The 13,505-nt window shown below is 43.6% G+C and carries 15 protein-coding genes, 1 tRNA gene and 1 pseudogene; 14 read left to right on the top strand and 3 right to left on the bottom strand.

Translation table 11 applies throughout. The annotated features are described in order from the left end of the window. The first annotated feature begins 14 nt into the window (after positions 1-14). From ABH09_RS10950 to ABH09_RS10895, 12 genes are all read left to right on the top strand, one after another. A complete protein-coding gene (locus tag ABH09_RS10950) occupies positions 15-1,307 on the top strand; it encodes an AAA family ATPase (protein ID WP_253714454.1) in 1,293 nt (430 codons plus the stop codon). Between the two features lie 14 nt (positions 1,308-1,321). Then, positions 1,322-1,978 (top strand): RloB family protein, encoded by a 657-nt coding sequence (locus tag ABH09_RS10945; RefSeq protein ID WP_253714453.1) that lies wholly within the window; start codon positions 1,322-1,324, stop codon positions 1,976-1,978. Between the two features lie 23 nt (positions 1,979-2,001). Next, positions 2,002-2,499 (top strand): type I restriction-modification system subunit M N-terminal domain-containing protein, encoded by a 498-nt coding sequence (locus ABH09_RS10940; protein ID WP_253714452.1) that lies wholly within the window; start codon positions 2,002-2,004, stop codon positions 2,497-2,499. A gap of 143 nt (positions 2,500-2,642) precedes the next feature. Further along, positions 2,643-2,715 (top strand) — tRNA-Thr (locus tag ABH09_RS10935). 389 nt (positions 2,716-3,104) lie between these two features. Continuing rightward, on the top strand, positions 3,105-3,410 hold the full coding sequence (locus ABH09_RS10930) for a BrnT family toxin (protein WP_016523207.1): 306 nt from the start codon (positions 3,105-3,107) through the stop codon (positions 3,408-3,410). Next, a complete protein-coding gene (locus ABH09_RS10925; protein ID WP_016523208.1) occupies positions 3,382-3,636 on the top strand; it encodes a BrnA antitoxin family protein in 255 nt (84 codons plus the stop codon). The genes ABH09_RS10930 and ABH09_RS10925 overlap by 29 nt, the downstream gene beginning before the upstream one ends. Positions 3,637-3,842: 206 nt before the next feature. Beyond that, complete coding sequence (locus ABH09_RS10920) at positions 3,843-5,126, top strand: amidohydrolase family protein (RefSeq protein ID WP_253714451.1); 1,284 nt, start codon at positions 3,843-3,845, stop codon at positions 5,124-5,126. Positions 5,127-5,128: 2 nt separating this feature from the next. Beyond that, on the top strand, positions 5,129-6,886 hold the full coding sequence (ade, locus tag ABH09_RS10915; protein WP_253714450.1) for an adenine deaminase: 1,758 nt from the start codon (positions 5,129-5,131) through the stop codon (positions 6,884-6,886). 10 nt (positions 6,887-6,896) lie between these two features. Beyond that, complete coding sequence (gene xdhA / locus ABH09_RS10910; RefSeq protein ID WP_253714449.1) at positions 6,897-9,194, top strand: xanthine dehydrogenase subunit XdhA; 2,298 nt, start codon at positions 6,897-6,899, stop codon at positions 9,192-9,194. 1 nt (position 9,195) lies between these two features. Beyond that, positions 9,196-10,077, top strand: coding sequence for a xanthine dehydrogenase subunit XdhB (gene xdhB, locus ABH09_RS10905; RefSeq protein ID WP_253714448.1), 882 nt, complete (start codon positions 9,196-9,198; stop codon positions 10,075-10,077). Between the two features lie 2 nt (positions 10,078-10,079). Then, entirely contained in the window at positions 10,080-10,574 is a 495-nt protein-coding gene (gene xdhC, locus ABH09_RS10900; RefSeq protein ID WP_253714447.1) for a xanthine dehydrogenase subunit XdhC, read from the top strand. 308 nt (positions 10,575-10,882) lie between these two features. Beyond that, the gene (locus ABH09_RS10895) at positions 10,883-11,725 is read left to right on the top strand and encodes an AraC family transcriptional regulator (protein WP_253714446.1); all 843 of its coding nucleotides are present in this window, start codon (positions 10,883-10,885) and stop codon (positions 11,723-11,725) included. A 59-nt stretch (positions 11,726-11,784) separates the two neighbouring features. Here ABH09_RS10895 and ABH09_RS10890 read toward each other — a convergent pair whose 3' ends face one another. From ABH09_RS10890 to ABH09_RS12915, 3 genes and pseudogenes are all read right to left on the bottom strand, one after another. Beyond that, positions 11,785-12,162: a type II toxin-antitoxin system death-on-curing family toxin gene (locus ABH09_RS10890; protein WP_253714445.1), complete on the bottom strand. Its 378-nt coding sequence runs from the start codon at positions 12,160-12,162 to the stop codon at positions 11,785-11,787. Next, positions 12,159-12,362 (bottom strand): hypothetical protein, encoded by a 204-nt coding sequence (locus ABH09_RS10885; RefSeq protein WP_253714444.1) that lies wholly within the window; start codon positions 12,360-12,362, stop codon positions 12,159-12,161. Before ABH09_RS10885 ends, ABH09_RS10890 begins: the two co-directional genes overlap by 4 nt. Positions 12,363-12,417: 55 nt before the next feature. Beyond that, positions 12,418-12,700: pseudogene (locus ABH09_RS12915) on the bottom strand (Txe/YoeB family addiction module toxin). A 179-nt stretch (positions 12,701-12,879) separates the two neighbouring features. Here ABH09_RS12915 and ABH09_RS10875 point away from each other — a divergent pair. Both ABH09_RS10875 and ABH09_RS10870 read left to right on the top strand, forming a co-directional pair. Next, positions 12,880-13,137: a hypothetical protein gene (locus ABH09_RS10875; protein ID WP_253714443.1), complete on the top strand. Its 258-nt coding sequence runs from the start codon at positions 12,880-12,882 to the stop codon at positions 13,135-13,137. Next, positions 13,137-13,505: a hypothetical protein gene (locus tag ABH09_RS10870; protein WP_371922112.1), complete on the top strand. Its 369-nt coding sequence runs from the start codon at positions 13,137-13,139 to the stop codon at positions 13,503-13,505. The genes ABH09_RS10875 and ABH09_RS10870 overlap by 1 nt, the downstream gene beginning before the upstream one ends.

Genomic DNA, 13,505 nt, shown 5'->3' with positions numbered 1-13,505 from the left:
AGTAGGAAGCCTTTATGTTAATAGATTTTACCGTTGCAAATTATCAATCAATTAAGGAAGCGCAAACTTTTAGTTTTGTGTCCGAATCACGAACTGAAGATAAAAATGCTCTTTTTAATTTAGAAAATAATACCATTAAACTCTATCCGTTTAGTATCATTTACGGTCCGAATGCGTCAGGAAAGTCAAAATTTATTTCAGCCTTGGATGATTTGTGTGACTTTGTAGAAGAATCTTATAAGTACGAAGCCGGCGCTGATATCTCTGCATATAAACCTTTTTTATTGGATAAAGAATATATAAATAAACCGACACATTTTGAAATAGAATATGAAATTGATAACAACAGATATTTATATATTTTAGAGATTGGGAGAAATAGTGTATTAAAAGAAGAATTATATTTATATTCTTATAATAAACGAGCGTCAAAATCAACGGTTTTTAAGAGAGAAGTAGGGAAAGATATATATTACGGAAGTTTATTTTCCGGTTCTAAAAAAGCACTTGAAACTTTTTTGCTCCCCAATCAAAGTTTACTTTCGAGAACGGGTAATTCTAATAACGATTCCCTTAAAGAACCATATAAGTTTTTTAAAGAACAAATAAATTTTTACAGACGTAAATCTTACGAATTGCCTGAATTATGTGTGACAACTTTATTTCTAGAACAAGAAGATAAATTTAAACAAACAATTCTTAATTTTTTACATGCTGCAGATATTCAGATTGAAGATTTAAAGATTGAACATACTAAAAAGCCGGAAATGTTTGAGTATATTCAAAATGAATTTAATAATTTAAAAAGTGATGATATTAACTTGCTAAAAAGAGTATATTCTGCAGAGCCTAAAATGGCACATAAAGTTATTGGATCTGATATAAATGATGTAGTATATTTTGATTTAGCAACGCAAGAATCTGCGGGAACAAAGAAATTATACGACTTGGCTGCATATATTGTTCGCTCTTTGATTTCAGGGACTGTATTAGTTATTGATGAGTTTAATAATGCATTACATCCAGTAATACAAAAAATGATTATTGATATGTATTTAGATCCGGAAATAAATATTATGCATGCACAATTATTGGTTACTTCTCATGATACATTTATTATGGATTCATGTGAGTTGAAACGTGAACAAATATGGTTTACAGATAAAAATAATTTTGGAGCTACTGAACTGTATTGTCTAAATGAGTTTGATAAAAATCTCATTAGAGATTATGTAAACTATGGTAAATATTATTTTGATGGAAGATTTAAGGCTTTACCTGCTATTTCCAAGATTAATCTTAAATAGAGGGGATGCGAAAAATGCCAAAATCAAGGAAACCGGCTGGATCAAGAAGGTGTGCAAAACGAATATATATTTTATGTGAAGGTTCTGACAAGCATTCGGAATATGCTTATTTAAGCGCATTAATTAAAGACACGCCGTTACAAGGCAATACAGTACAAATTGAATTAGTACCAACAGAAAAAAATACCGGACGAGAATTAGTAGAGGAAGCATCAAGAAAAATAGAGAGGAAATTTAAGAAGATTGACGAAGTTTGGGTTGTATATGATCAAGATGGATATACCTTACATAAAGAAACTTTTAGATTGGCGAAAGAAAAAGGTGTTAAATTGGCTTTTTCTGCAACCGCATTTGAAATTTGGATTTTATTGCATTATAAATATACGACTAAACAATTTTCTAAAAGTGAAGATATTATAAAAGAATTAAAAAATAAGAATTTTATTGATTACACTAAAAATGCTACGAATGTGTATTCGATTACTAAAAATAATCTAGCAGTTGCCAAGCAAAATGCAAAAAAATTGCGAAGTGAAGTTGAAAAATACGATAGCGACAAGAAAATATATGAAAGGAATCCGTATACAAATCTGGATTTATTAGTTGAAGAAATTCAACATCCTGATCTTAAAGAAAATACCGAAGCTTTCTGGGATGAGTTTTATAAATAGTTTTGCTTTTAACAGGAGTATATATGCCGAATATTGGTGGAATTATAAAATCATTGCAAAACATTATGCGGAAAGACCCGGGAGTTTCGGGGGATGCGCAGCGCATTGAACAGTTGGGATGGATGGTTACGCTCAAAATTCTTGATGACAAAGAAGCGGAGCTTGAACTTTTGCATGATGAGTATGTTTCGGTGGTGCCGGAAGAATTGAAGTGGCGGAGCTGGGCGGCGGACGGCGAAGGGATTACCGGGGATGAGATGAAAGATTTTGTCGATACGGTATTGTTCCCCGGACTGCAAAATCTTGATGTTTCGACGGGAAATAAACGTGCAGTTTTGCTTCGTAATATTTTTGCAGGTATTGAAACCTTAAAAGCCAACGGTTATAACCTGGATATAAAAAATCCGTATATAAAGGAAGAAGAAGTGACGCACACCACGGCGGAATTGCTGGAGCTGCTGCACCAGTCATTTATGAAAAGCGATACGCTGTTAGCGGAGTTGAAGGAAGGGCTGCGATAGGGGCATTAATCGCTATAAGAGCTAAAAACATCTGAATAAGTTTGTCAAGTTTTTCCTTGACGAAACGGTTCTTTTTCCGTATACTGTTCAAACTTTGTCTGAGGAAGCCTTTTTTGGTAAACTAGCCTCAGCTTGTTTTATTTGCCAACTTAGCTCACCTGGCAGAGCAGCACCCTCGTAACGTGCAGGTACTCGGTTCAAGTCCGAGAGTTGGCTTTTTTTTAGTAAGTGATTGTGTTATCATTATTTACAAAATACGTTATTCGAACAATTGGGACGACAATATTAAAGATTATGCTATGCCCCGGTACATAAAACCAATACATGTTCGCTTTCAGTATCTGCGATAAAAGTCTTTACTATGGCTGTCTCATATCCTTTTTCAATCCCAAACAAAGAAAAAAGACTTTTATTCGTGCGAAAGGTTTAATACCCGCCGTTCCTCGGCAATGCTCTGCATCGGGGGTGTTGATTTAGATTTTAAAATAACCAGACAAGTGACTGTACCGTGGTAGATTAGTATACTGCTTTTTTTGTTACTATGCATACCTTGATAGAAATACATAAAAGAAATACAATATAGACATATCAAAAGAGGTGTTTTTATGATGGTTGTTCACGGAAAATTTGAATGGGACAGTAACAAGAATGAGATAAACATCAAAAAACACGGTCTTTCATTTGATGCAATTCTTGAAGTGTTTAATGATCCATACTTTATCGAAAAGATTGATATTGAACATTCAACACTTGAGGAAGAAAGACTAATAGGGATTGGGAGTTTGAACGGTTTTGTAATAATCACGATTGTGTATACGGAACGTGATAGAACAAGGCTTATTTCTTCACGTCTGGCAACAAAAAAGGAGGAGGCTTTTTATTATGAGCAAAGAAAAAACTTTAACTGCTGAAAGAGTGGCGGAACTCCGTAAGAACATTGATTTATCGGATATTCCTGAAATTACGGACTTTTCCGGTTTTAAGCCTCGATACCCTGAATACTTCAAGCCAAAAAGAGAGCAAGTATCAATCAGATTGAGCAAATATCTTATTGACCACTTTAGAGCAATGGGAAAAGGTTGGCAAACAAAGGTAAATGATTTCTTAATGGATGCCGTCAACAACGGACAAATTTAATCGACTTTGTTAAACGCAAAAATAACCAAGCCGTAACGTGCAGGTACTCGGTTCAAGTCCGAGAGTTGGCTTTTTTATCTTTTTCTTTTTAATTCCTTCACTAATCCTTACATATTGTGAGATATCCTAAAAAAAAATTAGTTTTTTGCGTTTTTTTGCTTGTTTTTGCGGTGAACCGTGCTATACTGGTACAAGGGTATTGCAGTATGAGTCAGACACAGTTTGTCGTAAAAGGCGATTTTGTATCGGCAGTAACAAAAGACCGTCTTGTAGCGCATCCGAATGCGTATGCGCTGTGCGAAAACGGAAGAATAATCGATTTTGTTACCGCATTGCCGGAAGGTCAATGGGAACGTGTTCCCTGTTTTGATTTTTCCGGTATGCTGATTGTCCCCGCCTGCGTTGACTTACACGTTCATGCGCCGCAGTATGCATTCCGCGGAATGGGGATGGAGCTTGAACTCATCGATTGGCTGAATACCTATACCTTTCCCGAAGAAGCGAAATATGCCGATGCTGATTACGCTTTGCAGAGCTATCGGCTTTTCACCGATGATCTTGAAGCAAGTCCGTCCTGCCGCGCGGTCATTTTCGGTACCATTCATAACAGCGGTAATCTTGTGTTGGCAGACTTGCTGAAAGCTAAAAAGATGCCGTGCCTCGTCGGTAAGGTGAATATGGATCGGAATGCGCCCGACTATTTATGCGAAACGGCAGAGTCCTCTTTTGCGGCGACCCAAGCCTTTGTTGATTCATTTAAAAATGATGATACCGTTGCTCCTATTATAACGCCTCGCTTTGTACCTTCGTGTACGCCCGCTTTAATGGATAATCTCGGCAAGCTGGCAGCAGCCCGGCACTTGCCTATACAGAGCCATCTTTCGGAAAATAAAAAAGAAATCGCATGGGTGAAGGAACTTCATCCCGAATGCAAAAACTATGCCGAAGTGTACGACCGCTACGGCCTTTTAACCGATAAAACCATCCTCGCTCATTGTGTGCATCCTACCGACGAAGAAATAGAATTGCTGATTCGGCGCGGCACGTACATTGCACATTGTCCCGAATCGAATATCAATTTAACCAGCGGCATTGCCCCGATCGCGCGTCTTTTGGATGCGGGCGTTCATATCGGGCTCGGCTCAGATGTGGCTGCCGGTTCTCAACTATCTCTTTTTAAGGCGATGATGTCGGCGCTTCAAGTTTCAAAAATGCGGCGGTATTTTTATGAAGGAGAGCGTGCGCTTTCCGTATCGGAGGCCTTATACCTTGGAACGAAAGGCGGCGGTTCCTTCTTCGGCGATACCGGCAGCTTTGAAAAAAACTTCTGGTTTGACGCAGTAGTGATCGATGATACGCAGTTGAGTGCGTGTACCGATTTTTCCGTTGAGCAACGGCTGGAACGTGCGCTCTATTTGGCGGAACGGCACAACATGGTTGCAAAATTCGTACAAGGCCGTTGCGTATGGGATAAACGGGAGGAGATATAACTATGGATGAAAAAAGGTTTATCGATATTGCGGCAGGGCGGGTAAAAGCCGATCTGGTGTTAAAAAACGCTTTTGTGCTTAATGTATTTACCAAAGAGTTTATTAAACAGGATGTTGCGATAGCGGACGGCTATATTGCCGGAGTCGGACAGTACGAAGGCGTTGTAGAAAAAGATTTAACCGGCAAGTTCGTGTGTCCGGGGCTTATCGATGCGCACCTACACATTGAGTCCACGATGGCATCTCCGCGGAATTTTGCCCGGCAGGCGCTCCGTTGCGGTACTACCGCCGTTATTGCCGACCCGCACGAAATTGCCAACGTCGCAGGCGTTGACGGTATTCTCTATATGCTGGAGGATGCGCGGAAGGCGGTGTTTGCCGGTACGAACCAGCCGCTTGTTTCCATCTATTTTATGATTCCTTCCTGCGTGCCCGCTACCGATTTTGAACACACCGGCGGCGCGATTACCGTGTACGATATAGAAAAACTGTTAGATGAGCCGAACGTACTCGGCCTCGGCGAGATGATGAATTATCCTGCAGTCATCTGTGGGGATGAAGCCGTATTGAAAAAGATATCCGCGGCTCGGGAAAAGAAAAAGATATGCGACGGTCATGCGCCGTGCGTGCGCGGCCGCGACTTACAGGCATACTGCGCCGCCGGTATCCGTACCGATCACGAATGTGCTTCCTATGATGAAGCATTTGAAAAATTGCAGCAGGGAATGTACATCCTGATACGCGAAGGATCTTCCGCTCAAGATTTGGAACCTATCGTACGCGGTATGCTGGAGCATAAAACCGATACGAGCCGCTTTGCGTTCTGTACCGATGATAAAAAAATGAGTGATATTTTAGCGAACGGACACATCAATAATAATGTACGCAAAGCGGTGTCGCTCGGATTATCGCCGGAAGATGCGCTGTGTATGGCGAGCTTTCATGCGGCGCAGTGTTACGGTTTGAGCGGCAGAGGGGCTATCGCTCCGCGTCACTATGCGGATATTGTCGTGTTTGATAATATAACGGACTTTTCAATCAATTCGGTGTATAAGGCTGGTATCGAAGTTTCTTCCGTTCCTATGGCGCAAGAAACGGAATCGACGGCGGCAGAGGAACCGTCTTCGTTCTCCATTCAACGGATTACCGACAGTGTTCATGTTGTTCCCGTGTCTCGGAGTGTCTTTAGCGCCGACCATTTTATGCCGTCGGGTTCCGATAATTTCCATGTTATCGGAATGCAGCGGGGAACCCTTTTTACGAAACATTTGGTGTTTCCGCGGCAGGAATGCGCCGAGATGCTCAAAGAAGGCAAGCTCTGTTATTTGGCGGTGCTGGAGCGGCACAAGAACACCGGCAATATCGGCCGCGCGTTGCTGCACGGTTATGGAGTGTCGAACGGAGCCATCGCATCGAGTATCGGGCATGATTCGCACAATATCATCGTAGCCGGTTCCAATGCGGCCGATATGCACCGTGCCGTTGAAGAAGTAATCGATATGAAAGGCGGCGTGGCTGTTGTACAAAACGGCACGCTGCTCAGCAAGTTTGCATTGCCGATTGCCGGTTTGATGAGTGCTATGGAACCGGTGCAGCTCGCCGACTGTATTCACGATGCGGCCGAGAAAGCGCATACTATCGGCGTATACCCCGAAGTTGAACCGCTGATCGGTTTGTCGTTCCTTGCGCTGCCGGTTATCCCCGAATTAAAATTGACGGATTCCGGTTTGTTTGATGTAGTAAAATTTCAATTTATATAGGGAGGTAAAAATGATAGTTGGAAAAGCGGTGCCCCGTGTCGATGCTTACGATAAGGTAACCGGCAGGGCAAAGTATGTTGACGATTATTTTCACAGTGATTTTTTAGTCGCAAAGGTATTGCACAGCACCATTGCGAACGGCCTGGTAAAAAAAATCGATACGAGCGCTGCGGAAAAAATTCCCGGTGTGGTTAAGATTGTTACCTGTTTCGATGTGCCGGACATTTGTTTCCCGACAGCGGGGCACCCGTGGTCTACCGAGGAGGCACATCAGGATATTGCAGACCGCAAGCTGCTCAACAAAAGAGTACGCTTTTACGGGGATGATATTGCTGCCGTTATTGCGGAAGATAATGTGGCCGCCGAACGCGCGTTAAAGGCTATCACCGTTGAATATGAAGAATATCCTCCTATTCTGGATGTGCATCAAGCGATGTCCCCCGAAGCAACCGTTTTACACGAAGCGTTCCCGGGCAACGTGCTGAAGCATACGGTGTTTAGCGTGGGCGAGTATGAGGAAACGCCGGATGATCCCGATACGGTCATGTTTGAAGGCGATTATGCCGTATCTCCGATTTCGCACTGCCATATCGAAAATCCCGGCTCGTATGCCTATATGAAGGGCGGAAAGATTATCGTGGTGTCTTCCACGCAGCTGCCTCACATTTGCCGCCGTGTGTGCGGACAGGCGCTCGGTATCGACTGGGGAAAGATACGGGTTATCAAGCCGTATATCGGCGGCGGCTTCGGCAACAAGCAGGATATCCTGTATGAACCGCTGAATGCCTACCTTTGTACGGTGGTCGGCGGACGGTGCGTACAGCTGTCCGTTTCGCGGGAAGAAACCTTTATGTGTACCCGCACGCGCCATGCAATGGAATTTCACATGAAGACAACAGTGCGGAAGTCGGACGGCAGGTTCATTTCGCGCAAAATGCTCTGCTATTCGACAAAGGGCGGTTACGCTTCACACGGACACGCCATTACCGCGAATGCCGCCAACGAGTTTAAGCAGCTCTATTCGGCAGAAAAGGGCGTTATTTCCGAAGCGTATTCCGTGTTTACCAATCATATTACCGCAGGGGCTATGCGCGCGTATGGGATTCCGCAAGCGGATTTTGCCCTTGAATCTTTTATGGATGATATGGCGCTCAAACTGAATATGGATCCTGTTGATTTGCGGCTCAAGAACTGTATGCGGGAAGGGTACGAAGATCCCGTTACAAAGATTAGAGCAAACTCGGACGGGCTGTATCAATGCTTGCAGAAAGGCCGCGAGGTGTTCCACTGGGATGAGCTGCGGAAAAAGTATGCGAATCAAACAGGGCCGGTGCGCCGCGGTGTCGGAGTTGCCTGCTTTAACTACAAAACCGGCGTTTACCCCATCTCGCTCGAAACCGCCTCCGCCCGTATTGTGCTCAATCAGGACGGCAGTATTCAAATTCAGATGGGGGCGACGGAAATAGGGCAGGGCGCCGATACGGTGTTCTGCCAGATGGCTGCCGAAGTGCTCTCGCTGCCGATGGATAAGGTCTATATTTTTTCCGAACAGGATACCGATGTCAGCCCGTACGACAGTGCGGCTTATGCTTCTCGTCAAACATACGTGAGCGGTAAGGCGATTAAAAAAACTGCCGAATCGCTTAAACGAAAAATATTAGACTATGCGGCGTGGATGCTCGATATGAAGGCCGATGAACTTGATCTGCAGCATGAAAAAATTATTGTTCGCAGTACCGGTGAAGAGCGGCTCACCTTGGAAGAGGTCGCAATGGAAAGCTGCTATAGTATGAAGGAATCCAATCACCTCAGCGCAGAAGAAACCTCTCATTGCACCGATAACTGCTTCTCGTTCGGCGCAACCTTTGTTGAGATTGAAGTTGATATCCCGGTCGGCAAAATCAAGGTATTGAATATTTTGAACCTGCACGACAGCGGCACGCTTATCAATCCGCAGCTGGCGGCGGCTCAGGTACACGGTGGCATGGGAATGGGACTCGGCGCTGCAACTGCCGAACAGATGCTCTACGATAATAAAGGCAAGCTGCTGAACGGGAACCTTTTGGACTATAAGCTGCCGACGGCGATGGATCTTCCCGACTTACACGAGCTGTTTATCGAAAATGCCGACCCCACCGGCCCCTTCGGGAATAAATCACTGGGCGAACCGCCGATTATTTCGCAGCCGCCGGCAATCCGCAATGCGCTGCTCCATGCGACGGGTGTTGCCATTAACAAGCTGCCGCTTAATCCTCAGCGGCTTTTTGAAGCGTTCAGCGAGAGCGGGCTGCTGAAGGAGGTGATCTAATATGTACGATATGGAAAGTTTTTATCAAGCGACATCCGTCGCCGATGCCGTAAGCGCCTTAGTCCGTACCGAAAATCCGGTTATCCTTGCCGGCGGCACCGACGTGCTGATTCAAATGCGGGAAGGTAAACTTGCCGGACGGAATGTCGTGTCTATTTTCGGCATCCCCGAATTGCGCGGCGTGAGCATAGACGAGGAAGGTACTATCCGCATCCGTCCGCTAACGGTCTTTAGCGAATTAACCGGAAGTCCCATCGTGCAGAAGCACTTACCGATGCTCGGCTATGCGGCCGATCAGGTCGGCGGGCCTCAAATACGGAATATGGGAACGGCAGGCGGGAACATCTCCAACGGTGTAACGAGCGCCGACACCGCGCCGAGCCAGCAGTGCTATAACTCGGTTGTCGAAATTACCGGCCCGGACGGAGTGCGGTTGGTTCCCGTGCAGGAGTTTTACGTCTCTGCCGGAAAAGTTGTGCTGCAAAAAGGCGAGTTGGTAACCTCATTCCTCATTAAAAAGAAGGACTACGAAGGCTTTACCGGCGATTACATCAAGTATGCGATGCGTAATGCGATGGATATTGCGAACTTGAGCTGCGCCTCCCTTGTAAAAACCAAACGGGAAAACGGCGCCTTAAAAATCGATGAAGTGCGTATGTGTTTCGGTGTTGCCGCTCCGGTACCGCTCCGCTGTAAAAATACCGAGGCTTTTTTGACCGGTAAAGAAATCAACGATGCATTATATGAAGGCTTGCAGGAAGTGCTTCTCACGGATATCAATCCCCGTGACTCGTGGCGCGCGTCAAAAGCGTTCAGAGTTAATACCGCCAAGCAAATAGCGGTGCGATCTTTACGGAAAGCTGTCGAGCGGCAGGAGGCGTAAGCATGTTAAAAATTATTAGTATGAAGGTGAACGGAAAGCAACGCGAGCTTGCCGTTGATGTTCGGGAATCGCTTGCCGACGCGCTTCGCAATAGACTTGCGTTAACCAGTGTTAAAAAAGGCTGTGAAGTAGGAGAATGCGGCGCCTGTACCGTGTTGGTGGATGGAGTGTCTGTTGACAGCTGTATTTACCTTGCAGTATGGGCGGACGGCAAGAGCATTTTGACGGTTGAAGGCTTACAGGGCGAAAACGGAGAACTCAATCCGATACAGCAGGCCTTTATCGATGAAGCGGCGGTTCAATGCGGCTTCTGTACCCCCGGGCTTATTTTGACGGCGGTAGAAATTGTCGGCAGCGGAAAGCTGTATACACGGGAGGAGCTGCGTAAGCTTATCTCCGGACACCTCTGCCGCTGCACCGGCTACGAAAACATCCTCCGCGCAGTCGAAAAAGCGATGAAGCAAAACCTTGAACAAATGAAAAAGGCAGGAGCGTAAGACTCGGGCTTAAGTGTAGGGCGCTGCTAAAAAACAATGTTGATTGTCAGCCGCTAAGATGGCGCCGCTAAAAATCGTAAGCCTATCCGAGATGATGTTTTTCATAAGTTTTGGAGTACCAATAACTTATGAAAAACATTGTATGAAACGCCTGTTTTTTTTATGCAGCTTTTTTACTGTGCGTTGTACTTATTTTTGCGGCTGATGATGATATAGAAGACACATCGCAGCCGCTTTTTTTTGTACGATAACTATCGGGACGGCTGTTTTTATATGCATTATACTCTCCGTAGGTTTTGGAGCAAAAGATGAATATCATTCAATCATTTAACGGAACGATGGCTTATATTGAAAGAACTATTGAGACAGGGTGTGATGAAGCGGAGATTGCGCGCATTTCCGGTTATTCCTATCCGCTATTCAGCAGAATTTTTTCGATATTGGTCGGGTATCCTTTAAATGAATATCTCCGTTTTAGAAAGCTCAGCCGAGCCGCCGCCGATTTGCGCAATACCGATGCTAAGATTATCGACATAGCATTGGCGTACGGCTATGAATCGCCTGATTCTTTTGCAGCTGCGTTTAAGAAATTTCACGGCGTCAGTCCGAGTGCGGTTCGAAACGGAAAAGAGTTTAAATCATTTGCTCCAATTAAATTATCTTTAACCGTCAACGGAGGGCAAACTATGGAAGTCAAAATTGAAAAAAAGAGCGGATTTACGCTTGCAGGCATTCAAGTCGATGCGGATCTAACCAGTGATTTTCCGAAAGTCTGGAACAGCCTTTTTGAAAAAGCTTCGCACGAAGAACTTGCAAAACTCGGAAACGGCAGGAGCTTCGGCATCTGTTCCGAGGTAAAAGACGGCAAAACGTTTACCTATGCAGCGGCGTATGATTGCCGTGACGAACAAAAAGCTGCCGAACTCGGCTTGTCGGTGATGCACATCCCTGAAGCAGAATACGCAGTAGTCCAGCTGAAAGGCCCCGTTCCCGACTGCATCCACAAAGGCTGGAAGTATGTTATGGAAACCTTCTTTCCCGAACAAGGGTACTGTCATGCCGGTACTCCCGACTTTGAAGCATATTCGGAAGGGGATATGTACAGCAAGAATTACATGATGGAGCTATGGGTGCCTATTGTAAAGGCATAAGGCTGTGAATTACTCTTCCTCCGCAGTCCTGCATGCGGGGTTGCTGCGGGGGAGGCTGATTATTTTCTATGCTCAATAATCCATCCTTTTATGTCATTTTTAGACATTTTTCCCGAAGCAATGTCTAAACCAAAATCAACCAATTCTTGTTGTGAATAATTTACTTCAATATTATTCAACTTTAAAAAAAGCAACATTAAATGTACGCCGATTCTTTTGTTTCCATCTATAAAAGGGTGATTCTCAATCAAAGAGTAGCACAGCTGCGAAGCCTTGTCTAAAATATCAGGATAAAGATTGTTCCCGCCAAAAGTTTGAAATGGTGTTTTCAATGCTGAATCCAAGAGCTGCGCGTCACGTATACCATCCATACCGCCTGTCTTTTCGATAAGAGACCTGTGGATTTTTACTACTTGTTCATACTCAAAGAAAATCATTTAGCTAATTCCTGATACGCTTGCTTATTCCGATCGATGAGAGAATCGGAAATTGCAAAAAGTTTTTCATCAGAAACGGTATGATATGGCTTGTCATCTTCCAAAACGGTTATTATTACTTTTCTACCATTATAATATTCAAGCGAAGGATAATCCGTAAGAATGGTATTTCCCTGAATAATCCCAGTTATTGCAAACATTTTGCTGCCTCCGGGTGGTATTATAGCATATATTGATTGTTTTTTGCAGAGCTTTTCATAAACATACCCCATGGTACTCTGATTCGAAGGATGGGATTATTGTCAAATTAATTGATAAATATAACAATACCTGTTTGGGGCATAATAAAGTCCGATTGAGGTAGAGCTCCCTAATACCGCTTAAATTTCCCTTTAGGGATTCCGGCTTACCTATCCCCTCAAAAGTACTGCGCTGAATATCTTTGATAAGCCCGTTTATTTTTTTTCAGTGTCTTCTTGTCCTGTGCCTGCCAACGTAAATAATCATTCCATGCTCTATCTTCCCATAATAGCCGCATTACTCTACCTCAATCAACTCATGTTCGGCAAAATGAGCCTTTCCTTCTTTTATATCACGCACAATATTTTCAAGATAGCGGATATTACTTTCAGAATAGAACGGGTCAACGGCGACTTGTTTTTTTTAGGCTTATATTTTATAGTGTAGGTGGGAAATCCCACTATTTGGAGGCATACTATGCAGGCAGCAACGATCAGATCATATAATGCAAAAGTAGACTCAAAGAAAAGAATTACGTTGCGCAATACAATTTATGAATATTTTCATATTGAAGAATATGAAGATGGGAAAATTGTGTTGGAACCTCGGGAATTAACAAAACCATTTCAAATTTCTCAGAATTCTCTTTCTATGTTGGATTCCAGTGTGGATAATTTTAAAACAGGCAATGTATCAGCGCCTCTGAGTCTCTCCTCTTATACAGATATTGAATAATGTTCAACATCAGAATGGGTATTCCTGAAATGAAACAATTTTGGGACAATTTAGAGCAAAAAATCAAAGCTAAAAGCGCAAGTAAAAAAGAGATTGAATTATTTAAAAAACTTGTCAGTTGTTTTAAGAAACTTTCTACTGACCCAAGGTATCCAAGCCTTTGTACACATGATATTGAGGCACTTACAAAACGATACGATCTGAAAGTTTGGGAATCCTATGTGGAAAATAACAAACCAGCGGCTGAAAGAATTTTTTGGGTTTATGGACCTGGTCGGGAGGATATTACAGTGATAGGCTTGGAACCGCACCCGAACGATAAAAAGAACGCTTACAATAAAATAACACTTTCCGTAGTAGAGAAATAG

The organism is Treponema sp. OMZ 803 (assembly GCF_024181165.1).
Lineage (GTDB): Bacteria > Spirochaetota > Spirochaetia > Treponematales > Treponemataceae > Treponema.
The sequence above is the reverse complement of the archived record's forward strand: the minus strand, read 5'-3'. Positions and strand labels throughout refer to the sequence as shown.

Excerpts from the sequence above, each read along its gene's own strand:
- ABH09_RS10950 (WP_253714454.1), top strand. The coding sequence starts at position 15 with ATGTTAATAGATTTTACCGTTGCAAATTATCAATCAATTAAGGAAGCG.
- xdhB (WP_253714448.1), top strand. The coding sequence starts at position 9,196 with ATGTACGATATGGAAAGTTTTTATCAAGCGACATCCGTCGCCGATGCC.
- ABH09_RS10925 (WP_016523208.1), top strand. The coding sequence starts at position 3,382 with ATGAGCAAAGAAAAAACTTTAACTGCTGAAAGAGTGGCGGAACTCCGT.
- ABH09_RS10940 (WP_253714452.1), top strand. The coding sequence starts at position 2,002 with ATGCCGAATATTGGTGGAATTATAAAATCATTGCAAAACATTATGCGG.
- ABH09_RS10870 (WP_371922112.1), top strand. The coding sequence starts at position 13,137 with ATGTTCAACATCAGAATGGGTATTCCTGAAATGAAACAATTTTGGGAC.
- ABH09_RS10895 (WP_253714446.1), top strand. The coding sequence starts at position 10,883 with ATGAATATCATTCAATCATTTAACGGAACGATGGCTTATATTGAAAGA.
- ABH09_RS10930 (WP_016523207.1), top strand. The coding sequence starts at position 3,105 with ATGATGGTTGTTCACGGAAAATTTGAATGGGACAGTAACAAGAATGAG.
- xdhA (WP_253714449.1), top strand. The coding sequence starts at position 6,897 with ATGATAGTTGGAAAAGCGGTGCCCCGTGTCGATGCTTACGATAAGGTA.
- ade (WP_253714450.1), top strand. The coding sequence starts at position 5,129 with ATGGATGAAAAAAGGTTTATCGATATTGCGGCAGGGCGGGTAAAAGCC.
- ABH09_RS10890 (WP_253714445.1), bottom strand. The coding sequence starts at position 12,162 with ATGATTTTCTTTGAGTATGAACAAGTAGTAAAAATCCACAGGTCTCTT.
- ABH09_RS10875 (WP_253714443.1), top strand. The coding sequence starts at position 12,880 with ATGCAGGCAGCAACGATCAGATCATATAATGCAAAAGTAGACTCAAAG.
- ABH09_RS10885 (WP_253714444.1), bottom strand. The coding sequence starts at position 12,362 with ATGTTTGCAATAACTGGGATTATTCAGGGAAATACCATTCTTACGGAT.
- ABH09_RS10945 (WP_253714453.1), top strand. The coding sequence starts at position 1,322 with ATGCCAAAATCAAGGAAACCGGCTGGATCAAGAAGGTGTGCAAAACGA.
- ABH09_RS10920 (WP_253714451.1), top strand. The coding sequence starts at position 3,843 with ATGAGTCAGACACAGTTTGTCGTAAAAGGCGATTTTGTATCGGCAGTA.
- xdhC (WP_253714447.1), top strand. The coding sequence starts at position 10,080 with ATGTTAAAAATTATTAGTATGAAGGTGAACGGAAAGCAACGCGAGCTT.